The sequence below is a fragment of the Halogranum gelatinilyticum genome (assembly GCF_900103715.1).
Classification (GTDB): domain Archaea; phylum Halobacteriota; class Halobacteria; order Halobacteriales; family Haloferacaceae; genus Halogranum; species Halogranum gelatinilyticum.
The window spans coordinates 300794-325452 of record NZ_FNHL01000004.1; the positions used below are offsets into that span (position 1 = coordinate 300794).

General features: G+C 67.4%; 26 protein-coding genes. 10 read left to right on the forward strand and 16 right to left on the reverse strand.

Translation table 11 applies throughout. From position 1 onward, the window contains the following. Positions 1-44: 44 nt before the first annotated feature. Positions 45-281 (reverse strand): hypothetical protein, encoded by a 237-nt coding sequence (locus BLR57_RS14945; protein WP_089698828.1) that lies wholly within the window; start codon positions 279-281, stop codon positions 45-47. Continuing rightward, a complete protein-coding gene (locus BLR57_RS14950) occupies positions 282-1136 on the reverse strand; it encodes a M48 family metallopeptidase (RefSeq protein ID WP_089698829.1) in 855 nt (284 codons plus the stop codon). Positions 1137-1514: 378 nt separating this feature from the next. Between BLR57_RS14950 and BLR57_RS14955 the strand changes: the two genes are divergently transcribed. The 3 genes from BLR57_RS14955 to BLR57_RS14965 all read left to right on the forward strand — a co-directional run bounded on the left by BLR57_RS14955 (position 1515) and on the right by BLR57_RS14965 (position 6868). Beyond that, positions 1515-1727: a hypothetical protein gene (locus BLR57_RS14955; RefSeq protein WP_089698830.1), complete on the forward strand. Its 213-nt coding sequence runs from the start codon at positions 1515-1517 to the stop codon at positions 1725-1727. A 458-nt stretch (positions 1728-2185) separates the two neighbouring features. Continuing rightward, positions 2186-5140 (forward strand): glycosyltransferase, encoded by a 2955-nt coding sequence (locus BLR57_RS14960; RefSeq protein WP_089698831.1) that lies wholly within the window; start codon positions 2186-2188, stop codon positions 5138-5140. A gap of 132 nt (positions 5141-5272) precedes the next feature. Next, a complete protein-coding gene (locus tag BLR57_RS14965; RefSeq protein WP_089698832.1) occupies positions 5273-6868 on the forward strand; it encodes a hypothetical protein in 1596 nt (531 codons plus the stop codon). Between the two features lie 44 nt (positions 6869-6912). On the opposite strand, the gene BLR57_RS14970 is transcribed toward BLR57_RS14965, so the two are convergent. Then, entirely contained in the window at positions 6913-7761 is an 849-nt protein-coding gene (locus tag BLR57_RS14970; protein ID WP_089698833.1) for a response regulator, read from the reverse strand. A 234-nt stretch (positions 7762-7995) separates the two neighbouring features. Further along, a complete protein-coding gene (locus tag BLR57_RS14975; protein WP_170830659.1) occupies positions 7996-8607 on the reverse strand; it encodes a metal-dependent hydrolase in 612 nt (203 codons plus the stop codon). 133 nt (positions 8608-8740) lie between these two features. Here BLR57_RS14975 and BLR57_RS14980 point away from each other — a divergent pair, with 133 nt between their 5' ends. The 3 genes from BLR57_RS14980 (at position 8741) to BLR57_RS14990 (ending at position 11274) form a co-directional block, all read left to right on the forward strand. Continuing rightward, positions 8741-9379, forward strand: a complete 639-nt coding sequence (locus BLR57_RS14980; protein ID WP_089698834.1) for a DUF2238 domain-containing protein — start codon at positions 8741-8743, stop codon at positions 9377-9379. A gap of 55 nt (positions 9380-9434) precedes the next feature. Then, positions 9435-10091 (forward strand): potassium channel family protein, encoded by a 657-nt coding sequence (locus tag BLR57_RS14985; RefSeq protein ID WP_089698835.1) that lies wholly within the window; start codon positions 9435-9437, stop codon positions 10089-10091. A 301-nt stretch (positions 10092-10392) separates the two neighbouring features. Further along, positions 10393-11274 (forward strand): dihydrodipicolinate synthase family protein, encoded by an 882-nt coding sequence (locus BLR57_RS14990; RefSeq protein ID WP_089698836.1) that lies wholly within the window; start codon positions 10393-10395, stop codon positions 11272-11274. On the opposite strand, the gene BLR57_RS14995 is transcribed toward BLR57_RS14990, so the two are convergent. Then, the gene (locus BLR57_RS14995; RefSeq protein WP_089698837.1) at positions 11271-11969 is read right to left on the reverse strand and encodes a TOBE domain-containing protein; all 699 of its coding nucleotides are present in this window, start codon (positions 11967-11969) and stop codon (positions 11271-11273) included. The two genes, BLR57_RS14990 and BLR57_RS14995, sit on opposite strands and share 4 nt — an antisense overlap. A 204-nt stretch (positions 11970-12173) precedes the next feature. On the opposite strand from BLR57_RS14995, the gene BLR57_RS15000 reads away from it, so the two are divergent. From BLR57_RS15000 to BLR57_RS15015, 4 genes are all read left to right on the forward strand, one after another. Continuing rightward, positions 12174-13283, forward strand: coding sequence for an ABC transporter permease (locus tag BLR57_RS15000; protein WP_089698838.1), 1110 nt, complete (start codon positions 12174-12176; stop codon positions 13281-13283). Further along, positions 13280-14314 carry an ABC transporter ATP-binding protein gene (locus tag BLR57_RS15005; protein ID WP_089698839.1) on the forward strand — a complete coding sequence of 345 codons (1035 nt, stop codon included), beginning with the start codon at positions 13280-13282 and terminating at the stop codon, positions 14312-14314. Before BLR57_RS15000 ends, BLR57_RS15005 begins: the two co-directional genes overlap by 4 nt. An 86-nt stretch (positions 14315-14400) precedes the next feature. Further along, positions 14401-15498 (forward strand): putative sulfate/molybdate transporter, encoded by a 1098-nt coding sequence (locus tag BLR57_RS15010; protein WP_089698840.1) that lies wholly within the window; start codon positions 14401-14403, stop codon positions 15496-15498. A gap of 105 nt (positions 15499-15603) precedes the next feature. Further along, positions 15604-16080, forward strand: a complete 477-nt coding sequence (locus BLR57_RS15015; RefSeq protein ID WP_089698841.1) for a DUF7384 family protein — start codon at positions 15604-15606, stop codon at positions 16078-16080. 111 nt (positions 16081-16191) lie between these two features. Here BLR57_RS15015 and BLR57_RS15020 read toward each other — a convergent pair whose 3' ends face one another. From BLR57_RS15020 to BLR57_RS15070, 11 genes are all read right to left on the reverse strand, one after another. Beyond that, the gene (locus BLR57_RS15020; RefSeq protein ID WP_089698842.1) at positions 16192-16986 is read right to left on the reverse strand and encodes an SDR family NAD(P)-dependent oxidoreductase; all 795 of its coding nucleotides are present in this window, start codon (positions 16984-16986) and stop codon (positions 16192-16194) included. A gap of 127 nt (positions 16987-17113) precedes the next feature. After that, the gene (locus tag BLR57_RS15025) at positions 17114-17746 is read right to left on the reverse strand and encodes a non-canonical purine NTP pyrophosphatase (RefSeq protein WP_089698843.1); all 633 of its coding nucleotides are present in this window, start codon (positions 17744-17746) and stop codon (positions 17114-17116) included. Between the two features lie 55 nt (positions 17747-17801). After that, positions 17802-18083, reverse strand: coding sequence for a DUF5808 domain-containing protein (locus BLR57_RS15030; protein WP_089698844.1), 282 nt, complete (start codon positions 18081-18083; stop codon positions 17802-17804). 50 nt (positions 18084-18133) lie between these two features. Continuing rightward, positions 18134-19762 carry a bifunctional N(6)-L-threonylcarbamoyladenine synthase/serine/threonine protein kinase gene (locus tag BLR57_RS15035; RefSeq protein ID WP_089698845.1) on the reverse strand — a complete coding sequence of 543 codons (1629 nt, stop codon included), beginning with the start codon at positions 19760-19762 and terminating at the stop codon, positions 18134-18136. Between the two features lie 8 nt (positions 19763-19770). Further along, a complete protein-coding gene (locus BLR57_RS15040) occupies positions 19771-20088 on the reverse strand; it encodes a 30S ribosomal protein S24e (protein WP_089698846.1) in 318 nt (105 codons plus the stop codon). Between the two features lie 98 nt (positions 20089-20186). Next, on the reverse strand, positions 20187-21458 hold the full coding sequence (locus BLR57_RS15045; protein WP_089698847.1) for an outer membrane protein assembly factor BamB family protein: 1272 nt from the start codon (positions 21456-21458) through the stop codon (positions 20187-20189). 61 nt (positions 21459-21519) lie between these two features. Next, positions 21520-22071 carry a GTP-dependent dephospho-CoA kinase family protein gene (locus BLR57_RS15050; RefSeq protein ID WP_089698848.1) on the reverse strand — a complete coding sequence of 184 codons (552 nt, stop codon included), beginning with the start codon at positions 22069-22071 and terminating at the stop codon, positions 21520-21522. Continuing rightward, positions 22071-22268: a transcription elongation factor subunit Spt4 gene (gene spt4 / locus BLR57_RS15055; protein ID WP_089698850.1), complete on the reverse strand. Its 198-nt coding sequence runs from the start codon at positions 22266-22268 to the stop codon at positions 22071-22073. Before spt4 ends, BLR57_RS15050 begins: the two co-directional genes overlap by 1 nt. Positions 22269-22271: 3 nt before the next feature. After that, positions 22272-22841, reverse strand: a complete 570-nt coding sequence (locus tag BLR57_RS15060; RefSeq protein ID WP_089698852.1) for a DNA-directed RNA polymerase — start codon at positions 22839-22841, stop codon at positions 22272-22274. 9 nt (positions 22842-22850) lie between these two features. Further along, positions 22851-23222, reverse strand: coding sequence for a twitching motility protein PilT (locus BLR57_RS15065; RefSeq protein WP_089699086.1), 372 nt, complete (start codon positions 23220-23222; stop codon positions 22851-22853). 15 nt (positions 23223-23237) lie between these two features. Further along, positions 23238-24473, reverse strand: a complete 1236-nt coding sequence (locus BLR57_RS15070) for a translation initiation factor IF-2 subunit gamma (protein ID WP_089698854.1) — start codon at positions 24471-24473, stop codon at positions 23238-23240. Between the last annotated feature and the right edge of the window lie 186 nt (positions 24474-24659).

The following is a 24659-nucleotide window of genomic DNA, read 5'->3' on the forward strand; positions in this document are numbered from 1 at the left end:
AGTGATGTGCAAACGGTCACGGAGCGGGTTGGTCGACGACGCCGCTAGACGTACGTCTGATAGCCGATATACGTGGCAATAGCGAGACACGCAACACCGAGTCCACGAACGGTCCACGCCCACCGGTCGGGGATAACGTCGTCAGCACCGTACTCATTGCGTCGGCGACGGTTCTGGCCGACGAACACGGAGAGTCTGAGCGCGGTTCGTGGCGCGACGAGCAAGCCAATGCCGAGCGCGGCACCGAGGACTACTGCAAGCAGTTCGCGGCTGGCGAGCATCTATGAGCGGAGCCGCTGGACGCGCTTCTCCATCGGTGGATGCGTAGAGATGATCTTCTGCAGGAAGCCGCGGTCGGGGCTGGAGATGCAGAGCGCGCTCACCTGCTGGTCGATGTTCGCGTCGCGACGCCGGCTGTCGCGGCTACGACCACGCCGGGCAGTTCGAGACGACTCGCTTGCCTGTTGGTTGCCTTGGTGAATCTTCTCCAGCGCACGGGCCAGCGGGTCGCCGGAACCGATAGCGCGCTTTGCGTCGGCATCGGCGACGTACTCTCGGTACCGCGAGATAGCAAGGACGAAGATCATCACGAGGAACTGCACGAGGGTCCCGACGACGATGGCGAGGAAGAAGTCAGCGAGGTCGTTGTCACCCGTGAACAGCACGATGTACTGGGCGACGATGCCAACGATGGACGCGATGCCCTGCCCGAGTTGCATCGTCACGACGTCCCGGTTAGCGATGTGGGCAAGCTCGTGTGCGAGTACACCCTCGAGTTCGTCTCGGTCCAACAGCTGGATGAGCTCTTCGGAGACGACGACGATACCAGCACCTTTCCGGCCGACGGCAAAGGCGTTCGGCACGCCCATGCGAGCGATCTTCAACTCAGGCTTCGTGATACCCATCTCCTGAGAGTGCTCCTCCACCATCTGGTGGATGTGCGGATACCGCTGTTCGGACAAGTCTTCGGCACCGACGCTGCGGAGAGCCATCCACTTTCCAACTTTGTACTGGACACCGACGAGCAGGACACTGCCAGCGATGGCGATCGGCAGGACGCCCTGACCGAAGGCGGCCATCGCGACAGCGACCGCGACGAGGTAGAACGTCGCAAGGATAGCACCAACGACGGCCATCCGTACTTTGAGTCCGAAGTCTCCCATGTACTCGGACACGTTCTGGGCCACTCACATGAGGCTTCTGTTAGTCTCTCGCGCCGACTGACGGATTCACTGGATACACTCCTCAAATGAATAGAGAGGTCGTTGAAGCAGTCGACAGACAGCCATAGCCGGTAATACTGGAGGAAGAATCGAGGCTGTCTGCGGTTGATCCAATCCGGTCGAGAGCCATCTCTGCGGCTGCTCGACGAACAGCCTCACACTCTTCGATAGGGATCAAGCTTCCGTTGTCCTTGACGACTCGGACGATGTCGGTGCCTTCACCGGCTCGCTGGACGTGCATCTCCTGACGCTCCTGGACTGCACCGTCTTCGTCGAGGAGGCGATGAACTGATGTCCGCCGGCCCGGCCGTCGCGACCAGCTACCCTATCGAACGCGACAACGAGTTCCACTGTGCGGTCTGCAAGGCGTGCTGTATGCGCACGCTCGACCACGGTGAGGTTGGCCACAAGTACCGCTGCCCACGCCGTCCGAACCACCTGCTGAAGGGTGGCGGGACTGGCGGTGGCTCCTACTACGAACCAACGGAGGTGACGGCGGAGTGATCACCGCTGTCCCGATGTCGACGCCGGCCACGATCACGGCCGCAACCACGACTCGCTCCGGCTCCTCTACCCCGCGACTCCAGCGGCTCTCAGAGACGGGTTCTTGTATTGGGATTAGTGACAACAGGTTCGTAGCTCGGCCCAGGTTTCTACGATTTCTCCGACTCTGAGAGTCATTTCTCGGATTCAACGTACCGAAACGAGGACGCTTCCAGCGGGGACGCTCAACAGTTTCGGATCCAGAGTCACACCTTCACGGAGAGGTCTGTCCGAAACGGTACCTTGGGCGTCTCGTATCGAGACGAAATTTCTGTTTATCACGACAGTCTCTTCAACAGGATTTATTCTCTGACCAACATTATCTTGCGTGTTCGAGGTCGGGAAAATTATACCGCATATTCATAGATATAGTTTCTAATCGAGTAGTTTATATTTTTTTAATCTGAAAGGATGAGTAGATGGACGTCAGTCAGCTGTTATCTACGTTCACGTTCACGTCGGTTCAGGCTGCTGCGATCTTCTTCGGTGTGATCTGGACGACGGTCAACTTCTACACGTATACTCCAATCCTAAAGTACGGGACGGACAGGCTGGTCGAACGAGTCACAGGCCGGTCACACGCGACGTCGGTCGACCCCCAGAGCGTTCCGCAGTCGGAGTGGCCGACAGTCGAGGTGTTCATCTCCGCCTACGACGAGGCCGCAGTTATCGAGCAGGCGATACGGTCGACACTAGCGACGGAATATCCCAGTGAGAAGCGTACCGTAACGGTGCTCACCGAACCCGGAGACGACGAGACGAACGCCGTAGTGAGCAGTCTCCGCGAGGAGTTGGAGTTCGTCCACCGGGTGGTTCCCGAGGGGTATCCCGGCTCTCCGAACAAGCCACGGGCACTCAACTACGGGTTCGCCTTCAGTGACGCAGAGGTTATCGGCGTCATCGATGCCGAGGACGTCGTCGGGGAGACTCTCCTCAGTCAGGCCGCAGTGACGATCAGTGCCGGGAAGCCCGACTTCGTCCACGGCGTGCTCGACATGGTAAACGAGAACGACGGGTGGCTGAACCTGTTGTTCCGCGCGGAGTACGGCTACTGGTTCCGGCTGGTCGCACCGGGGTTCGTCGCCTCCGGTTTCGACATCCCACTGCCGGGGACGACCTGCTTCTTCGACCGAGAAGTGTTGACGGAGGTGGCCGCCCGCCGCGTCGAGCGGCTCGGTGAGACCTGGACAGAAGAAGCGCGGACACAGGCACGTGAGCTGGGTATCGGTGCCGTGAAGCCGTGGGACCCGACGAACGTGACGGAGGATTTCGAGATCGGCTTGATCCTCAGTTCGTACGGGTTCGACGCCGGATACGTTCCCGCGGTGACGCGAGAGGAGTCACCGCTCGAACTCAACGACTGGATTGAACAGCGTACTCGTTGGCAGAAAGGGAAGGTGTTCACCTTCCTCCGCTACCGGAAGAGTCTCCCGAAGGGAATCAACCACAAGTTCCACTTCCTGTATCAGTCACTGTTGCCACATCTCGGGCCGATCAACATCAGTGCCGTCGTGATCATCTTCATCCTCTCGCGGCTGTTGGCCTACGAGCCGCTCCCGATCGTCCGGATCGTGCTCAGCCTCGGGTTGGCGTTCATGGTGATCGCGGCCGGGGCCACTCTGGTCGGTTACTGGCTGGCTTCCGACGCACCGCGGCGAACGCGTCTGCGTCGGTCCGTCATCGTCGCGGTGGGGCTGTTCCCGTACTGGGTACTCCAGTGGGGTGCAGACCTCCGTGCGCTTCACCGGACGTATCTCGGCCGGTTCCACTGGGAGCACACGACACATCTCGGGCGGAACCTGACGGAGTCGATAACCGAGTCACGGCGGGACACCGAGTTCGACCCGACGTACACCCTCGATGGACTGCACCGAGAGCTGCTCTTGGCCGTTGTTCTCGTCGGTGCCGTTCTGCTCCGGCTCCCGCGGCTGGGGACCCAGAGCCTTTGGACCGACGAGATCTACTCCGTCGCCGTCCGTGCGAGCCTCTCGGTTCCGGACCTGCTCGTGATGCCGCAGGATCCCCATCCGCCGCTGTACTATCTCCTGTTGCGGGGGTGGATGACCGTGTTCGGGACGTCACCCGGGGCCGTGCGGGCATTCTCGGTGCTCTGTTCCGTCGCAGCTGTGTATGTCGCGTACTCGCTCGCGACGCGGCTGTTCGACGACCGGACCGGTCTCGTCGTCGCCGCGTTACTGGCGGTCTCGGTCTTCCACATCCACGTCGGGCGGACGGCACGGATGTACGCTCTCTTCGTGTTCCTCACGACAGTGTCGTGGTACAGCCTGCTCGACGTGCGAACCGGGAGTCTGCTCCAGCGCGCCGGCTACGCGGTCGCGACGGCGGCAGTCCTGTACGTCCACGTCTTCGGCGTGTTCGTCGTCGCAGCCCAGTGGGCGTATCTCGCCGTCAGTGCTCCGCCGTCCGGTGACCGCGGTCCGGAGCGACGGGCGGTCGCCGGAGTCGGGGTCCTGTCGCTGCCGTTGGTATATCTCTTCGGACAGGTCGTCTACCGGATGGCGACGTCGACCGGCCCGTCGCTCGACTGGATTCCGGCACCGACCGCCGACCTGCTGAGTCGAATCGGCCTGTTGTACGCGGGCTATCCGGAGATCTACCCGATTCTGGGTGGGAGCGTCGAAACACGGATGATCGCCACCGTGGTCGCGGTCCTCTTTCTCGTCGCTATCGCGTTCAGTATCTTCGAGTACGACGGCGAGAACGGCTTCGAACTCTCGCCGCCGCGGGCGAACGCACAGATGCTCGCGCTGGCGGTTGTCCCGATCGGTGGGCCGCTGTTGGTCTCGCTGCTGTACGAGCCGGTGTTGGTACCCCGGTATACGATCCCTGCGACCGTCGGCGTGTTCGTTCTCGTCGCCAACGGGCTGACGAACGTGCCGGTCCGGTCCGGACGGATCGCCACGGTGGCCGTCGTCCTCGTCGGTCTCCTGGCGATGGGCGGGGTGTATCACTCAACGGATTCGTTCGAGGACTGGCAGGGGGCGGCGAACGCCATCGAGACCGAGGCGTCCGACACCGACGCCATCGTCTACCAGCCTCAGTGGACCGACACGGACGTCGAGTACTACTACGACGGCCCGGCACTGACCTCGTACCGGCTCCCGCCCGACGACGGCGACCTCTCGGCCGCCGACCGCGGAAGGCTACGGGAGGTCGTCACCACTCACGAGCAGTTCTGGTACGTACAGTACGGTGCCCCGTACGACGCACCGACGAGTCGGTGGCTTCGGGAAAACGCCGCACAGGAATCGGTTCAGGAGTTCGGAATCGTCACCGTCTACCGGTTCACCGTCCCGGAGGAGCCGGACCGCACACAAGGGGTTTCGGAGACGCCACGGACGGGCGAATCCTGAGACGGCCGACGAGCGAGGCGGCCACGTCGGTCACCGGGGCAGGGAGAACTATGTCCGTCCGGTCCAAAGGGAGGATGAGAAGCGGACACACGGCGCGTCGGCGAACCGCAGCCGTGGACAGTTCACCGACACATGAGCCTCCCAGATCCAGCCGTCGTCGACGCCGCGCTACGCCGTCTCGACACTGACTCGCTCGTCGCCCTCGCCGCCGACCTGTGGGCCGCCCGCGGCTTCGACGTCGCTCGCGACGGGAGCCGCCTCGTCGTCGACGGCGACACCGTGGTCTGGGTCGTCGGCGACCGTCGAGTCGGCAGTCCGACCGTCCCGGCCGGCTCGGTCGACGTCGTGCTCGCGCCGGGGGCTGGCCGTACCGCACGGCGCGTCGCGGACGAGGCGGACGCTCGCCTCGTCGCCGCCGCCGGGCTTCGCGAGATGCTCTGGTACGCCGTCGAGCGGCCCGTCTGGCGGACGCTCTGTGCGGAGCATCTCGGCGCGGCACCGGAGGCACTCACCCCGCCGCTGTCGACGCGGCTGCGTGCTGCCGGGCGCGACGCTGCCGACACGGCCGAGGCGTCGCTCGCCCGCGTCACAGCGGTGCCGTCACCGGCCGTCGCTGTCGTCGCCGTAATCCTCCTCGTTGCCAGCGTCGGGCTGGTCGCGCCCGGCCTGACCGGGACGGGTGACTCCGGCGGCGAGTTCGGCGCGCTCGGCAGTCTCGGCGGCTTCGGCGGCGGGGACGCCAGTACCGGAAGCGAGGAGGCGTCGGGCGCGAGGGCCGAACCGACCGAAGCGACCGGGACTCCCGCGTCGGACGCGGCCGGGAGCGACAGTGGCGACGGAGAGGCGTCGGTAGCCGGGGACGATGGAGAGGCGTCGATAGCCGGTGTCGAGTCGATACCGGGAGTGACGCGCAACGGAATCGAGAACCTGAGTGCGTTCACCGCTGCACACAGCCGCAGCGTCGCGAACCGGTCGTACACGCTCTGGTTCGACAGCTACCGGCAGGACGTCGGCCGCCCGGAGACGCGCGTCCAGGGGGACGTCGACATCCAGGTGGAGGGCGAACGGTATCTGCTCGTCAGCGAAATCGAGAGGAACGGGACGCGGACGCGGGTCGGCCGAGTCTACTACGACGGCGAGGGGTGGTACGTGAGCGAACCGGATGACGGGGACGGGACGGACGGGTCGGGAGCGACGAACGAGTCGGGACCGGCGAACGCGACGGGCAACGGCACGGCAGACTGGCGACCCGCCGAGTCGAGCGAGACCGCCAGCATCGGTCCGAGTCCGTTCGACTACCGGGAGTTCGGTCTCGAACGGTATCTCGCGACACCGAACACGGTGGTCGCGGCGCGTCTGGAGGGTGACGACGGCCGCACCCGGTACCGTATCATCGGCGACGGGACGCCCTCTGGCCCCTTCGCCACGCAGATGACCGAGTACAGCGTCGTCGCCATCGTCGACAGCGAGGGCTTCGTCAGCGACCTCACCGTCGAATACCGCATCGAGGCGAAACAGCCCTACCGGGTCCGCTTCGAGTGGACCTACGGTCGGCTCGGCGAGACGACAGTCGAGTTGGGGAACGAGACGCTCGGGTCGCAAAACGAGACGGTCGAAGCGGTCAAAGCGGTCCAGACGGGAGCGGCCACGCCAGCAATCGAGACGGAGCCGACCGCCACAGCGGTCGTGTCGCGTGGTGCAGCGGCCGACGTGACGTGGCCGGTGTAGAGCTCTATAGAGCGCAAGAGCGCGAGAGCGCGATTCTCGGTCGCTCAGCGGAACGGTGCGGCGGGCCGCGACACTTTCTCGCGCAGCGTGCGGAACTGTGACTCGGCGGTGTCGACGCGGTTGCGCATCTCCTCGACCTTCGTCTCGGCGCGCTTGTACTCGGTGATGTCGCGGGCGAACAGCGAGACGCCGTCGTCAGCGGGGTAGGCGACGACGGAGATCCAGCGGTCCAACGGCGGGTAGTGTGCCTCGAACGTCCGGGACTCGCCGTCGTCGACGGCGGCGCGCAGCCCCGCCCCGAACGCCCGTTCGGTGAGCGCGGGCAGCGTCTCCCCGAGCGGGCGGCCGACGACGTCGTCGGCCGTGCAGTCGAAGAGTGTCTCGGCCGGGGAGTTGAGATACGTCACCGTCCAGTCGGCGTCGACGGCGAGGAAGCCGTCGCTGATACGCTCGTAGAGTTGGCGGACGCGTGCCTCGGCCTCCTGGGCGGCGCGGGCGGCGCGGTCGTTGGCGACGAGCGTCTGCACCCGGTTCCGGAGGAAGAGAAACGCCTTGTCGGTCCCCTTCTGGAGGTAGTCGGTGACGCCAGCGTGGATGGCTTCGGCGGCGACGCGCTCGCTCCCGTGGCCCGTGAAGAAGACGACCGGGAGGTCCGAATCGAACTCTCTGAGGGCCGTCAGAAACGCCAGCCCGTCCATCTCGTCCATCTGGTAGTCGGAGACGACACAGTCGATGCCGCCGTCTCGGAGCCGTTCGAGAGCCGCCTCGGCGTCAGTTTCGGTCTCGACGACCAGCTCCTCGTGGACTTCGAGCGTCGCCTTCGACAGGTCGAGGAAGGCCTCGTCGTCATCGACGTGGAGCACGGTGATCGGCGCGTCCTGCTGAGAAAACATACCCTCCACATTGTCGCCAGAGGAGATTAACGTTGCTACGAATCAACCGCATGACACCACGTGCCGGGTCGAAAGAACGAACGGATTGACAGAATGACTGGATTCACGGAATAAACGGACTCGCGGAGCGAACAGGTCCGTGGAGCGTCGCGACCGACGGAACGAACGAATTTGCGGAGTAACGGCCGCGAACGGCCGTTTCAGGGTCAGAGGTGCGTCGCTGGCGACGGCCGCTCAGCGGAAGTCCTCGACGAACCGTTCGGGCAGTCGGTCGAGGACGTGCGTCGGCAGCGCGGCGACGACGCGTTCGGCGACGGCGACGAGCGGCTTTCTGAGCAGCGCGTAGACCGCAGAGACCGCGAGGGCGACGACCACGGCCGACTGGACCGGGCCGTCGAAGACGGCGAGCGGGAGCGCGGCGAACGTCCCGGCGAGCAGGAGGTCCTCGGGCGCGCCGTCGTAGCGGATCCACCGTCGCGGCGGGACCCACCGACCCCGGAAGTGGTCGTAGACCGCGCGGTCGGAGGTGCCCTGCCACGGTTTCAGTTCGAGGCCGCCGCCGAAGGCGTCCATCACGGAGTGGAGGGCCGCGCCGGCGAGAAACAGCGCGACCGCGACCGACAGCGTCGTCGGCACGGCGAGCGCGAGCACCGTCGCCGGGACTGCGAGTGCCGAGAAGTACACCGGGAAGTGCAGCGTCTTGCGGTGGCCGGCGTAGAGGTCGAAGTCGGGGAACAGCCCGCCGAAGGCCGCCGCGGCAACGGCCACGACGCCGACCTCCGGCGCGACGAGGAACACGAGGGTTCCGAGCACGGCCCCTGCGAGGGCGTGCGTAGTTGCCATCATCTGTCCCGGCTAGGCCGTCGGGTTAGATAGGACTGTCGTGTGCCGTGTTGGCACGGATGCCGTCGGCCGCGAGACCGGGTGGCGGCCGCTGACGACGACACAGAGTTTAGCCGCTCGACGACCAACCTCCCGTATGGTCCATCCGCTCTCCGCACGGGGGCAGCTGGCTGCCAGCCGGGTGATGCAGCTCGCCATCGTCGGGATCCTGCTCGTCGGGCTGTGGACCCGAAACGTCGCCGTCGTGGTCAACGCCGCCCTCTCGCTGGCCGTCACGGTGCTACCGGCGGTGCTCGAACGCGACTGGGATATCCCGCTCGACGCCGGGCTGACGCTGTGGCTGACGACGGCCGTCCTCCTGCACGCCATCGGAATGCTCGGGCTGTACAGTTCGGTGCCGTGGTGGGACCATCTCACCCACACGCTCTCGGCGACGGTCGTCGCCGCCGTCGGCTATACGACCGCCCGCGCCATCGACGAACACAGCGACGCCGTCTACTTCCCGCCGCGGTTCCTCTTCGTCTACGTCCTGCTTTTCACCCTCGCACTCGGCGTCTTCTGGGAGGTGCTCGAGTTCGCCGTCCACGGACTGAGCGACGTCGTCGGCATCGACGCCGTGCTCGTCCAGTACAGTCTCGAAGACACGCTCGTCGACCTCGTCTTCGACGCGGTCGGCGCGGTGCTCGTCTCGTTGTTCGGGACGACGACGCTCCGGTCGGCCGTCGACACGCTGACCGCGCGACTCGCGGGCAGTTCGACTGACGAGAGTCGGTGAAGTGACGGGGAAAATCGGGACCTACCTTTTTGTTCCGGCTGACGTATGGACCCCCATGCGATTTGTTATCGTTGGCTACGGTCGGGTCGGGTCGCGGACGGCCCGCATCCTGATGGAGGAGGGTCACGACGTCGTCATCGTCGAGAACGTCCACGAGAAGGTCGAGCGTGCGAGCGAGGCCGGATTCGAGGTCATCGAGGGCGACGGCAGCAACGAGACGGTCTTGGAGAAGGCGGACCTCGACAGTGCGGACGCCATCGGCGGGCTGACCGGCGACCCCAACATCAACTTCGCGGCCTGTATGATCGGCAAGGAACACGGCTGTCGGTCGGTGCTCCGCATCGACGAGGACTACCGCAAGGAGATCTACGAACAGTACGCCGAGGACGTCGACGAGATCATCTACCCCGAACGGCTGGGCGCGGCGGGCGCGAAGACGGCACTCTTGGGTGGCAACTTCAACGCCATCGGCGAGCTGACCCAGCATCTCCAGCTATCGACGGTGACCATCCCGTCGGGGTCGCCCGTCGTCGGCAAGCGGGTCAGCGACATCGAGTTGCCCCAGAGCGCGCGGCTCTACGCCCACGGCCGGGGCCGCGAGCCGATGACGATTCCGTTGCCGGGGACGACCATCGAGGAGGGCGACCACGTTTCGCTCATCCTCGAACAGGAGGCCATCGGTGAGGTGCGGCAGGCACTCATCGGTGCGTGAGGAACAGACCCAGCCGACCCCGGCCCCGAAGCGCGGAGCCGGGAAGTCGGCTGTCGGCCGACAGGGTGGGGGGAGGTCGGCCGTCGGTCGAACAGGGGGTGTCGGGCGCGCGGGGGGTGGGAGGATGGGAACTGAGGCCGTCAGTGCGCGCCCGGTAGACTGGTTTTTCCCGGTTGGTATAAATCCGCGTCAGACGGCTGACCGACGGACGGAGACCGCTTTCGCGGCGGTTTCGACCCGGACGTGCGCCGCGTATCGCCGCGGGCAGAAGCTACTTCGACGCCGGGGGTGAGAACTTCCCATGCACGGCATCGGCCCACCCCTCGTGACACCGTTCACCGAAGACGGCGACGTCGACGACGCCGCCCTCCGCGACCTCGTCGGCTGGGTCGAGGCGCGCGGCGTCGACTTCCTCGTCCCCTGCGGCTCCAACAGCGAAGCCGAACTGATGACCGCCGACGAACGCGCCCGCGTCGTCGAGACCGTCGTCGACGAAGCCTCCGTCCCCGTCCTCGCGGGTACGGGCCATCCGGGCCGTCGCGAGACGCTCCAGCAGACGGAGCGCGCCGCCGACGCCGGTGCCGACGCCGCCCTCGTCATCACGCCGTTCTACTACCACCACACCCACGACGCGCTCGAAGCCTACTACGAGAGCGTCGCCGACGAGTCGCCGCTGCCGGTCTATCTCTACAGCGTCCCCGCCTACACCGACGTCGCGCTCGACCCCGAGCTCGTCGGACGGCTCTCGACACACGGCAACGTCCACGGCATGAAGGATTCCAGCGGGAGCATCGACGCGTTCGTCCGCAGCAAGCGCGCGACGGCCGAGGAGGATTTCGATCTCCTCGTCGGCAGCGGCGGCGTCCTCGCACCCGCACTCGACGCCGGTGGGGCGGGCGGGGTGCTCGCGCTCGCCAACGTTGCCCCCGAGGCCGCGGCGGAGGTCTTCCGTCTGCACCGCGCCGGCGACGACGACGCGGCCCGCGCACTCAACGCCGAGTTGGTCGAGCTGAACCGCGCAGTCACCGCCGAATACAGCGTGCCGGGACTGAAGGCGGCGATGCGGGCGAGAGGCGCGCCCGCCGGACACGTGCGCAGCCCACACCAGCCGGTCGGCGCGGAAACGAGAGAGGAGCTCGAATCGCTCGTCGACCGACTGGAGACGCTCGTCTCGGGCTTTTAAATCACAGTCGCCCGCGTCGCCGTCGCCTTGAACGAGGCGACGACCCTGTCGCCGACGGCGAGCGCGAGCCGTTCGACGCTCTCGACGGTCACGAGTGCCGTGAGCGGCGTCTCCGTCCCGACGTCGAGACCGACGCGGGCGACCGCCTCGCCGCGGTCGAGGCTGGCGACAGTGCCGGAAAAGCGGTTTCGGGCACTCGTGGCACCCTCGTCGGGTGCGTCGTCGGGCGCGTGCAGCGTCACCGCGTCGGCGCGGACGCTCACCTGAACCGTCACGCCCGCGTCCGCGTCAGTGTCCGCGCCAGCGACGAGCGCGCGAAGCGTCCCGGCGGGAGTCTCGACGAGCGCGAGTTCGCCCGTCCGCTCCGTGACGGTGCCCTCGAACACCGTCTCGGCGACCTGTGCCGTCCCCGAGAGCGCGGCCCGGAGCCGGTCGAAACGCGCCAGAAGCTCGCAGGCTCCGTCGGTCAGCTGGCTGCCGCCGCCGCCCGAACCGCCCCGGCGACGTTCGACGAGGGGCCCGAACGCCGACTCCAGCGCTTCGAGCCGGGAGAGCGCGCGCGGTCGCGAGCGGCCCAGCTCCGACGCGGCGGCACTGACCGAGCCGTGGTCGCGGATGGCTCCCAGAAGCGTCGCGTCGTCGGTTCCGAACGTCACGTCGCCAGCGTGTAGCCGTGCCTCGACTCCGGCGTCCATAGCCGGGATGCGCGGCCGGTCGGCAAAACGGTTGTCACACTCCCGTCGGTCGCACGGATTTCCGTCCCGTCGGCCGGGCAGATTTCCGTCTTGTCGGCCGCACGAACCTCCGTCTCGTCGGTCGCACGGACCACCGGACGACGGGCGACGACGCGGTGCGGCAACCGAAAGGGTTTCTCCGTTCCTCGCGCGCTACACTATCGAATGAGTACGGGCACCGGAAACGCGTCGGTCGTCGGCGGGACGTTCGGCCGCAGTGCGGTCGTCCTCGCCGTGTTGACCGTCCAGCTCGTCGCCTTCGCGACCGCGGTGGTGGTCGGCCAGCCGACGCTCTACGTCGCCTTCGCACTCGCCAGCGCCGCCGCCCTCGCCGTCGGCACCGGCGGCGGGTGGCAGGCGGTCCTCGCCGTCGTCGCCGCGACGCTCGTCCTCGTCGGTCTCCTCTCGGTCGTCGGCAGCCTCTGGCTGCTCGTGCTCGGCCCGCCGCTGTTGACGCTCGCGGTCGGCCTGACGGGCCACGAGTGGACCGGCGTCGCCGCCGCGACGCTCGGAACCGTCCTCCTCGTCGCCCTCGGCGTCCCGCTCGGTCTCTTTCTCGCCCGACAGGACCTCGCGCTCGTCGCGGGCGCGGCCGCCGATCCGGCGGTCCGCGAGATGCTCGTGCTGACCGTCTACGCGCCCTTGCTCGCCGCGCTCGCCGCGCTCGTCTTCGGCGTCCCGCTCGCGTATCTCCTCCGTGAGGGCTTCGCGGGGCAAGCACTCGTCGAGAGCCTCGTCGACCTGCCGCTCGTCGTCCCCCACTCCGTCGCGGGCATCGTCGTCCTGTTCGGCTTCGGCCGCGGCGCGGCGTTCCCGGACGTCCGCGTGCTCGGGACGCTGACCGGCATCGTCCTCGCGCTGACGTTCGTCAGCGTCCCCTTCGCGGTCAACGCCGCCCGCGAGGCCTTCGAGACGGTCGACACCCGACTGGAGTACGCCGCCCGCGCGCACGGCGCGAGTCGGCTCTCCGCGTTCCTCAGGGTCACCCTCCCACTGTCGGCCCGCGGGGTCCTGACCGGCGGCGTGCTGGCGTGGGCGCGGGCCGTCTCGGAGTTCGGTGCCGTCGCCGTCGTCGCCTACACCGTCCGCGACTACGTCTCGCCCGTGACCCTCCGCGAGACGACGACCCAACACGCCCCGGTGTTCATCTACAACACCTACACAAGCCAGGGGCTGCCCGAGAGCGGGGCCGTCGCGACGCTCCTGCTCGGTCTCTCGGCGGGCATCTTCCTGCTCGTCCGGTGGCTCGCCTACGACGACGGAGGGATACTGTGAGCCTCGCTGTCGACGTGCGGGCGACGTTCACCGCCGACGGCACCGAGCCGTTCACCGTCGACGTCGCACTCGACGTCCGGCCGGGCGAGACGCTCGTCGTCCTCGGTCCCAGCGGGAGCGGCAAATCGCTCCTCCTGGAGACGGTCGCGGGCTTTCACGCCCACGAGGGGACCGTGACGCACGACGGCAGCGATCTGACCGGCACCGAACCCGAAGCACGCGGCTTCGGCTTCGTCTTTCAGGACTACGCGCTCTTTCCGCATCTCACCGTCCGCGAGAACGTCGCCTTCGGGGCGCGCTACCACGAGGACACGCGGGACCCCGACGAACTGCTCGCCGAGTTGGGCGTCGGCCAGCTCGCCGACCGCACCCCGAAGACGCTCTCGGGCGGCGAGAAACAGCGCGTCGCGCTCGCCCGCTCGCTGGCCATCCGCCCGGCCGCGCTGCTCCTCGACGAGCCGCTGTCGGCACTCGACGTGCCGACCCGGCAGACGCTCCGGACCGACCTCGCGCGCATCGTCGCCGACGTGACGGCCGTCTACGTCACCCACGACCGGACGACTGCGCGGGCACTCGCCGACCGCATCGCCGTCATGCGCGACGGCGAACTCGTGCAGGTCGACACGCCAGAGGAGGTGTTCGAGTCGCCCGCGTCGCCCTTCGTCGCCCGCTTCACCGGGTCGAACGTCGTCGCGGGCGACGCGCTCGACGCGCTCGCATCCGTCGACGGTCTCGGCGGCGACTGGGGACAGTTCGCCATCCGACCGGAGCACGTCGTCGTCGGCGACGCCGCTGACACCACCAACACCACTGACACCACCGACACCACCGACATCACCGACACCACCGACACCGAGGCGACCGTCGAACGAGTCGTCCGCGAGGACGCCGCCTTCCGGGTCACGCTCGCGCTCGGGAGCGGCGGCGACGAGGCGACGGTCGACGCCTTCGTCTCCACCCCGCCCGCCGTCGGCGAGACGGTCGGTCTCCGCTTCCCGCCGGAACACGTCACACGCTTCCGCGACGAGTAACCGATTCCAGTTTCGTTTTGCCACCGCCGACAGCCACCACGGTTGCTGACAAGCTTGATTGCCGACGCAGAGTAAGAGACTCACGAATGGCGATTTCGGTAGGAAACCACACGGGACGTGACCTCCGGTTCTCGGTCGGTGAGCTGACCGGCGCGCTGGGAGATTCGGTTACGGTCCTGCCCATCGTGGTCGCGCTCGGCACGCTGACGCCGGTATCGCTGCCGCACGTCCTGCTGCTCTTCGGCGTCTTTCAGATCGTCTGGGGCGTCGTCTACGGGCTTCCGCTCTCCGTCGAGCCGATGAAGGCACTCGCCGGACTCGCCATCGCCGGGACCATCAGCTATCCCGAACTCGCCGCCGCCGGACTGCTCGCGGGCGGCGTCCTGCTCGTCGTGGGGCGCGGGCGGCTGCTCGCTCGCGTCGACCGCTACGTCGGCACGCCGGTCGTCCGCGGCGTCCAACTCGCCGTCGCGCTCCTGTTGGCGCAAGCCGGTCTCGAACTCGGTCTCGGCGACCCGCTGCTCGCTGGCGTGGCCGTCGGCGCGACGCTCCTCGTGGTCTGGTTCGGCTACCGACGGGCGGCGACGCTCGTCGTCCTCGGGTTCGGCGGCGTCCTCGCACTCGCCTCCGCTGGTGTTCCGTCGCCCTCCATCCCCTCGCTGACGCTCTTTCCCGCCGGTCTTCCGCGGCTCTCTCCCGGCGCGGTCGAAGCCTCCCTCGGCCAACTCGCGATGACCGTCGGCAACGCCGCCGTCGCCACCTCCGTGCTGTGTACGGACCTCTTCGACAGGGACGTCGCGGCCGACGACCTCGCGTCGAGCATGGGCGCGATGAGCCTGCTCGCCGTGCCGCTCGGCGGGCTTCCGATGTGCCACGGCAGCGGCGGCCTGGCGGGCAAGTACGCCTTCGGCGCGCGAACCGGCGGCGCGAACCTCGTCCTCGGCGGGCTCTACCTCGGCGCGGCACTCGTCGCCGGGCTGGTCGTGGCCTTCCCGATGGCCGTCTTGGGCGTGTTGCTCGTGCTCGTGGCCGTGCAGTTGGCGCGGAGCGCGACGGAGACGACGTCGCTGCCGCTGACAGTCGCGGTGGGGGTGACGGGCCTCGTGGTGAACGTCGGTGTCGCGTTCGTCGTGGGCGTGGCCATCCACCAGTTCGCGCGGCGCGTTCTGGACAGGGATTTGTAGTCGGGGCGACGAGAGAGGACATGACCTGGGCCGACCTGTTCGACCGCGCCGCCGACTACGACGTCGACGAGGAGACCGTTGTCGACGCCCTTCGGGAGCACCGCGATGCCGACGAGTGAGCCGAGTCCCGCCCGGATCGTCGCCGACGCCGACGTGCTCGTCGCGGACCTGTTCGTCGACGGCGACGCTCGTCGGGCGATGGATGTGGTTCGTCAACATTCGTGGCTGACGCTCGTCGCCAGCGACGAGTTGCTCGACGACGCCGAGGCGGTCGTCGAATCGCTCGGCGACGCCGCCCTCGCGGCCGACTGGCGCGAACGAATCGAGGAGTTGCGCGAGCCGGTCGACCAGCCTGCGGGCGACCATCCCGGTCTCGCCTCGGCGTATCAGGGCGGGGCGATGCATCTCCTCTCGTTCGACGAGCGGCTGGGGAGCGTGCAGGCCGGTGCGACCCTCCAGGGGCGAATCCCGCTGAGCGTCCGCCATCCGAAGGCCTTCGCCGCGCTGTTCGACGCCGCGAGTCTCTACCGGGAGGTCGTCGGCGACGAGTATCCCGGCCCGGACCGCGACCCGCGAGCATAGCGAAGCGCGGAGCCGAGGCTGACCGAAGTGCTGTTGCGGGCGACCGGAAATCCTGACCGGACGGGCCACCATGGGCCACCGCCGACGGAAGAGAGAGCGTAACGAGACGTTTCAGGCCGTGTTCATCCGCTTTACGACCTTCCGGATGGTGCTCCGGGGTGAGAACCGCACTGCGAGCGTGAGCAGCTTGTTCTTCCAGCCGTGGACGACGACCGGTTTCCCCTGCATCGTCGCCCGGTAGCCCGTCTCGGCGACGTCGGCCGCGCTGGCGACGTCACCCTGGAACAGCGGGGTGTCCGTGACGCCCGCGCGTTCGTCGAACTTCGTGCTGGTCGCGCCGGGGCAGAGTGCCGTGACGGTGACGCCCGTGCCGTCGAGTTCTTCGCTGATGGCTTCGGAGAAGGAGAGCACGTAGGCCTTCGTCGCGTAATAGACGGCCATGAAAGGCCCGGGCTGGAAGGCCGCGGTCGAGGCGACGTTGAGCACGCGGCCGTGACCCCGCTCGACCATCCCCGGGAGGAAGCGTTTGGTTAGCTCGGTCAACGCCGTCACGTTCACCTGAATCTCGTCGAGTTCGCGGCCGAGGTCGGTCTCGGTGAAGGGACCGTTCGTCCCGAAGCCCGCGTTGTTGACGAGCACGTCGACGGTGATACCCCGCTCGTCGAGTGCCGCTTGAATCTCGCCCGGCGACTCCGGGCGCGCGAGGTCTTTGACGACGACGGTGACGCCGATGCCGTGCTCGCGCTGGAGCATCTCACCCAGTTCGCGCAGTTTGTCCTCGCTACGGGCGACGAGGACGAGGTCGTAGCCGTCGGCCGCAAAGAGTTTGCTCAGCTCCCAGCCGATACCGCTGGACGCACCTGTGACGAGCGCGACACCGACGTCGCTGTCTCCGGTCTGTGACATGATGTCGGTCAGAGGGGCGAAGCCGGTATAAACACCCGCCGTTGCGGTGAGTCTGAAGACGAGGATAGCTTACCGCTCTGCGTCCCGCCGATAGACTCGCGTCGCTCGTCTATCGAGGTTTGCTTCGCTATCGCTCAGCGAACCACTCACCAAACTTCGCCAACGCCCGCCCACGGTGTGAAATCGCGTTCTTCTCTTCCGTGCTCATCTCGGCCATCGTCTTCCCGTCGTGTTCGAAGATAGGGTCGTAGCCGAAGCCGCCCTCGCCGCGCGGGGCGACGAGTCGGCCGCGGACGACGCCCTCGAACAGTTTGACGGGCAGGGCGTCCTCCTCCTCCTCGGCGTTCTCGTCGGCACCCGCTGCGGCGGCGGCGACGCGGTCGTCGCGGTCGATGGGGTCCGGGCTGGCACGGAACTCCTCGCCGTCGCAGTAGGCCAGCACACACCGGAACTCGGCGCGGCGGTTCTCTTCTCCCTCACCCAGTTTCCAGACGCGGTCGACGCCGACGGTGTCCTCGACGTAGGAGGAGTACGGGCCGGGGAAGCCGCCGAGCGCGTCGACGAACAGCCCCGCGTCGTCGACGAGGACCGGTTCGCCGAACTGGCGGTAGGCCTCGCGCGCGCCGTGGGCCGCGATGGGACCGAGTTCGGGTGCCTGAATCTCGGTGTAGTCGAAGTCGACCTGGCCGACCTCCGCGTCGCCGAGATACTGGACCGCCTCCCGGACCTTGCCGGGGTTCGTCGTCACGTAGTTGAGCATACGCTCACTGTCGGGAGGGAAACGAAAGAAGCGTCGGTTCGCTGTCTGAGTTGGTTCAGTCGTCGTCGACGACGACCTCGACGGGACCGTCGTCCTCGTCGACTTCGGCGACTTCCCCGCCGGACTTCTGTTCGAGGTAGAACATCGCGCCAGCGGCGAGGAGGACGACCCACGAGCGCCAGTTGGCGAGGTTGAGCGTGTAGCCGATGCCGAAAGGCTTCTTCACGAGCATACCCTTGCCGGGCTGCCAGTACGACGAGAGGAGCCGGCCGAGGCTCGGCCGCTCGAAGTTGTACGGGATGCCGAGAATCTCACCGGACTGCGGTTTGTCTGCCATAGCCGAGCGTACGACGGCGGGCGATAAATTGTTTTGGTGTCTGACTGGTCTTACTGGTACCGCCCGCGCCCCTCGACCGTCCGCAGTCGCGAGAGCACGTCGGCGTCGCCCGTCGCCTCGTAGCCCGCCTCGAACGCCTCGCGTAGCGGGGCGGGGTCGTCGGCGGTGCCGTCGATGCTCTGCTCGAAGACGTGGAGGTCCATCGCGTGGTCCTCGACGTGGCCGGTGTGGAAACCGAGACCGAAGTCGATGAGGAACGTGCGGGACGGCGATTCGCTGCCGTCCCGCTCGGAAGGTGAACGACCCACGCGCACGTTCCGCGTCGTCGGGTCGCCGTGGACGATACCGGCCCGATGCAGCCGACCCAGATGGCCGCCGACCTCCCGAATCGCGTCGGCCGAGAGGTCCTCGGCGAGGTCGCACGCGCCGACGTGTTGGAAGGTGATGGTCGCCTCCCGCAGGTCGACGTCGCGGACGAGCGGCGTCGGTACGCCCGCCTGTCGTGCCTCGCTCGTCAGCCGCGCCTCGGCGGTGGTCCGCTCTTTCCGGAGGCGGGCGTCGAGCTGGGGGTGGCGGTAGGACTTCGGTAGCCGACGCTTGACGACGTCCTCGCCCTCGAAGGAGACGGTCGCCTCCGCGCCGCGGATGTCGCCCGCCTCCGTGACCGCGCGGGCGACGGACTCGTCGTCGCCGCGCCACGTGACGGGCACCTGGTCGGGGCGGTAGTTCGGGTCGACCGAGGAGTCGGCGACGGGCAGGGTGTCGCCCGCGTCGTACATTTTGGCTCCCAAGACGGCAATCATGCCGGCGTTGTCGCGCAGGAACCGCGGTTCAGGCGCGTAGAAGTCCGCACCGCGCGCCTCGCACATCTCGGCGAGCATCTCTCTGAGTCGCGCGTTCTGTCCGACGCCGCCGCCGAGGACGAGTTCGTCCGTCCCCGTCAGCGACAGGGCACGCTCGGCGACTTCAGTGAGCATCCCAAAGACCGTCTCCTGCAGGCCACAGCAGATATCCTCGACCTCCTCGCCGTCGTCGTAGGCCTGTTTGGCGGCACTCATGATGCCCGAGAAGGAGAAGTCCATCCCCTTGACGACGTAGGGCAGGTCGAGATACTCGCCGTCTTTCGCGGCCTGCTCGACCTTCGGGCCGCCGGGATGCGTCCAGCCGACGTGGCGGGTGAACTTGTCGATGGCGTTGCCGACGCCGGTGTCCATCGTCTCGCCGAGGACGCGGTAGCGGCCGTTGTGGTAGCCCAGGAGATGGGCGTTCGCGCCCGAGGCGTTCAGGCAGACGGGCGAGTCGAAGCCCGACTGGTGGCGGCCGATTTCGAGGTGGGCCACCATGTGGTTGACGCCGACGAGCGGCACGTCGAGCGTCTGCGCAAGCGAGCGGGCCGCGGTGGCGACGATGCGGAGACACGGGCCGAGACCCGGGCCACGGGAGAAGGCGACGGCGTCGATTTCGGGGGCACCAGAATCGCTCGTCTCGCTCGCGTGCGCTAAGACCGACTCGACGACGCCCGGCACGGCGTCGGCCATGTGTTCGGCCGCCTCGCGCGGGTGAATGCCGCCGCTGTCGGGCTGGTAGGGGTCGGAGTCGATGAAAACGGAGTCGTCGTCGGCATCGAACAGTGCAGCGCTTGCGGCCCACGCCGTCCCTTCGATGCCGAGAACGCGCATTTAGCTACTTACGCTTCTTCGGCTTCCGCGTCGACGTCCTCGTCGCCGAGGGTGATCTTGTTGCGCTCGAGCATGTGTTCCTGCTCGACGTCGCGGGCGAAGTCGGCCGTCTCGTAGACCTTCGCGTAGCCGACCGTCTTGCGCATTCCGAACTTCGTGTCCAGCTTGTGGACGACGACTTCGTCCGAACCCTTGTCGAGTTTGGCCGCGAGACTGTCGCGGACCTGCAGACGGGAGGGCGTCGCTTCGTCGTGGACGATCTCGAATCGGACGTCGGTACGGTGCAGCATGGGGTTCTCCTCCTCGGAGATGATGTCGATATCCATGGTTCAGTTGCTTGGAACTCCTCTCGAAACAAGTAAAAGGATTTCGACCTCGTGACGGCCGTGTCAACGGGCACAACCGAGAGACGCCGTGACAGCGACTAGCGTCCGAACGCCCGAACGCCGTCGGCGGCGACGACGTACACGCCACCCTCGACGAGCGTCGGCGGGCCACGAATCCCCGCCAGAATCTGGTCGGAGACGCCCTGTTCCTCGGTGCGTCGTCGCCACCGCTCCTCGCCCGTCGCACGGTCGAGCGCGAGGACGGACCGCGAGTCGAAGCCCTGCTCGCCGACGTAGACGGCCTCGGCCCCGACGGTCGGTGTCGTCGGTTGCGACACGTCGGCGGTCCACCGCGACTCTCCCTCGGTGGTTAGCGCGTGCAACGCGGCGTCCTCGCCGCGGGACCCGACGTACACCTCACCGTCGGCGACGGCCGCGGCGGTCCCCCGGTCCGGTTCGCCGACGTCTGCAGTCCACCGTTCGCTCCCGTCCGCTGCCGCGACGGCGTGGAGCGTTCCACCAGAGTCGGTGACGTAGACCGAGCCGTCGGCGACCGTGGGCGTCGTCTCCGCGGACTCGTCGAACTCGACGCGCCACAGTTCGCTCCCGTCGGCTGTGTCGAGTGCGACGAGGTCGTCGTCCACGAGGAAGAGTCGATTGTCGGCGACGGCGACGGAGCCGTGGAGTCGCAACTCGCCGCTCCCGAGGTCGACGCGCCACCGTTCCTCGCCCGTCTCGACGTCGTACGCGAAGGCCTCGGTCGGCCACTCGGAGAACGAACCGTTGGCGAGGTAGGCCACCCCGTCGACGACGACGGGCGAGCCCGGCGGCCCGCGGCCGATGTCGCGCTCCCAGCGGAGGTTGCCGGACGCCCGGTCGAACGTGAAGAGCGTCCCGTAGCTCTGGACGACGAGCGTGTCGTCCACGACGGTCGGGACACCCATCGCGCCACCGCGTTCGACGGCCGTCGACCACTGGATGCGACCCGTGGCGGCGTCGCGAGCGACCAGCCCGCCCGCGTCACGGCCCGACTCGACGGTGTAGCACGTCCCGTCGGCGACGACCGGTGGCGACGACTGGACGTAGAACCCCCAGTAGGTCTCGGGGTCGTCGGGGACGGCCGTCAGCCCGGCGACGTGGCCGGTGTTACCCGCGTCGGCCTGAAACCGCGGCCAGTCGGTCGCCGTCGGCATCGGCGTCGGGTCCTGCGGGGCACCCGAGGTGGGCGGCGGCGGGGGGAACGTGCTCTCGGTACTCGTGGTCTCCGTCGATGGGTCGGTGCCGGGGCTGTCGCCCGTACAGCCGGCGAGGAGGCCGCCGAGGGCGACACCGCCGGCTCTGAGGAGGGCTCTACGTGTGTGGAGGGCCATCGGTCGGCAGTGCTGACGGGCGAGTAATAGGTCTTGTGTGGAATCCGTCAGCAACGACGGGTCAGTCCAGTCGCGCCAACGCCGCCTCGGTGTCGCCCTCGAACTGCGAGAGCAGCTCGCGGGCCTCGGCCTTCGTCTCCTCGGTGACGGGGACGTGGACCATGCCCTCGTCCGGTTGGCCGTAGATCACGCTCGCGCCGAGCGGCGCGGCGACGATGGCCGGGAGCGTCGCGAGATCCTCCTCGCCCGTGACGAAGAGGACGGTGGGGTCGTCGGCCGCGAGCGCGTCGACGAGCGCGTCGAGCATCGCTTCCGAGAGCGTCGCGGGCGGGTTCTCGACTTCGATACGGGCGGCGTCGCCGTCGAGGACCTCCCGAACCGCCTCGTCGACGGCCTTCCGCTTGGTCTTGCCGTCGATGACCGCCACGTCAGGTTCACGGTCCGCCTGCCGGAGATGGTAGGTGACGACGTCGCCGACGGCGATGAGCGGTGTCGGGCCGTCGTGGTCACTGGCCGTCAGATCGACGTCCCGCAACAGGTCCGCAGGGTCGGTGTAGACGCGGCCCATCGGGTCTTTGAACGCACCGCGGACCTCGGCGGGCAGCCGCAGCATCACCGGACCTTGAGCGCGTAGCCGCCCGGCTCCGAGACGTTCATCTCGGTGGCGACCTCGCTCTGTTCGGGATGCGTGATGATGACGTAGCCAGCCCAGTCCTCCGTCAGGCTGGACGAGCCACAGAGGTTGCACGTCTGGGCGTCGGGGTCGTTGATGTGGTGGCACTCACGGCAGGCTTTTCGCTTCTTCGCCATCGCTTAGCCCTCCGTTGTGGCCTGTCGCTCGTCGCGGTCGGCCTCCAGCCAGCCGTGCTTGCCGAGACCGGGCTGTTTGGCCGTCAGGCCGATCTTCGAGTCCCGTGGGTTGCGTTCGTCGATACTCTTCGTGACGATGCGGACGCGGACGGCGTCGTCGACGCCGAGCGTCCGGTTGGAGTCGGTCGACGCGAGCTGCTGGTTCTCGCCGTCGTAGGCGAGATACTCGTCCGAGATCTGCGAGACGTGCAGCAGGCCGTCCACCGGGCCGATGCCGACGAAGGCACCGAACTCGACGACTTCGACGACCGTCCCGTCGACGACTTCCTGCATCTTCGGGTCGAACGTGATGGCGTCGAACTCCGCCTGGTAGTAGACGCCGGGACGGTTCGGTAGGACCGAACCCTCGCCGATGTCGTGTACTTTGACGACGCTGACAACACTGCCAACGTCCTCGTCCATCCGTCCTTCGAGCTTGTCCTGGAGCAGCCGCTTGACCCGCTGGGGCGTCACGTCCGCCAGGTCGCGTGGCGGCACTTCGACCGTGTCCTTGAGTCGTACTTTCTTATACATATCCTCGTGTTATGGTGCGGTGACCGCGAGTGTGTTCCGTCCTCGAACGCCGACCACCGGACAGCCGCCGTCGAGCAGGCGGGTCCGGAGCGGTCGGTCGTTGGTGACGACGTAGTCGACCTCGCCGCGGTCGGCGAGTTCGACGAGTGCGTCGTCGGCGTACGATGCGTCCGTCTCGACCACTGAGCAGTGGCGCGTCGCGAGGTCCGAACCGACGCTGGCGGCGACGCCCTCCTCCCCGTTCGAATCCGCGGCGAGTTTCTCGAGTTCGTCGAGTACCGCCTGCGGGGTGACGAGGTCGGACGTGCCGAACAGCCGGTCGAGTTCGTCGAACACGCGCACGTCGAGTTCGACCGGCATCATCAGCGCGTTCGTGTCCATTGCGACGACGACCATCTACTCCTTGAGCGTACCGATGCCGATGAGTCGCCAGCGCGCGCCGACGCGGCGGTTGATGGCGATCTTCGCACCGACCGGGGCGCAGACGGGGCGCTTGAGTTTGACCTCACACTCCCCGTCGCGGGCGCTCGTGACCGCACCGACGGTCGTCGCCGTCCCCACGGTCAGCATGAGCGGTTCGCCGGTCGAGATCTCGTCGATCTCCTCGTCGCCGCCGACGACGCGTTCGAGGAGGTCGATGTCCATCTCGAAGGAGTGCCACGTCGGCGGGAGCGTGCCGGGTTCGCCGGCGACCTGTCCCGCGAGCGCGTCACCCTTCGTCAGGCTGGGGTCGAGTCCCGTCCCGAGACCGAGCAGGCCACCGGGGCGGACCTCGTCGAGCTGCTTGCCGCCCGCCTGCAGCGAGCGGATGGTGGTCGTGATGGGCTTCCACTCCGTCTGGCCGCCTTCGTCGACCTCGCGGCCGGGGCGGAGTTCGATGTCCTCGCCCTTCTCCAGTTTGCCCTCGACGAGCGAGCCGCCGACGACGCCGCCGGAGAGATCCTCCCACGTCGTGCCGGGGCGGTTGATGTCGAAGCTGCGGGCCACGAACATCCGCGACGCCTGCGTCTCGTCGCGCTCGGGCGTCGGAATCTCCTCCTCGATCGCCTCGATGAGGAGGTCCATGTTGACGTCCTGCTGGGCACTGATGGGCACGATGGGCGCGTCCTCGGCGACCGTCCCCTCGACGAACTCCTTGATCTGCTCGTAGTTGTCGACCGCGCGGTCACGGTCGACCAGGTCGACCTTGTTCTGCGCGATGACGATGTTGTCGATGCCGATGATGTCGAGCGCCATCAGATGCTCTTCGGTCTGTGCCTGCGGGACGTCCTCCGTCGCAGACACGACGAGCACCGCGCCGTCCATCAGGTTCGCACCCGACAGCATCGTCGCCATCAGGGTCTCGTGACCCGGGGCGTCGACGAACGAAACCGTCCGTAGGACGTCGGTTTCGACGTTGTGTTCTTCGCACGATTCTGCTACTGTGAAGCATTCGGGCTCGGCCTCCTCGGGACATTTGCGGAATGTCGCGTCGGCGTACCCCAGCCGGATGGAGATACCTCGCTTCATCTCCTCCGAGTGCTGGTCGGTCCACGACCCACTAAGCGCCTGGACCAGTGTCGTCTTCCCGTGGTCGACGTGGCCGACGAGTCCGATGTTCACCTCCGGTTGTTGCGGATTTTCCGTCACCATTGACCTCCTGAGAGTAATCTTGGGGAAACTTCGCCCCGAACGCGTGATAAAGTTGCTGTTCTCGTATCGGCCGCAAACGGGCGAACCGCCGCGCGACACGGTGACGGACCGCACGAGACAGCCGCCGAGACGACCGGCCATCTCACACGCCTCGTCACACTCGGGGAACGCAGAGAGTCCCAGCCG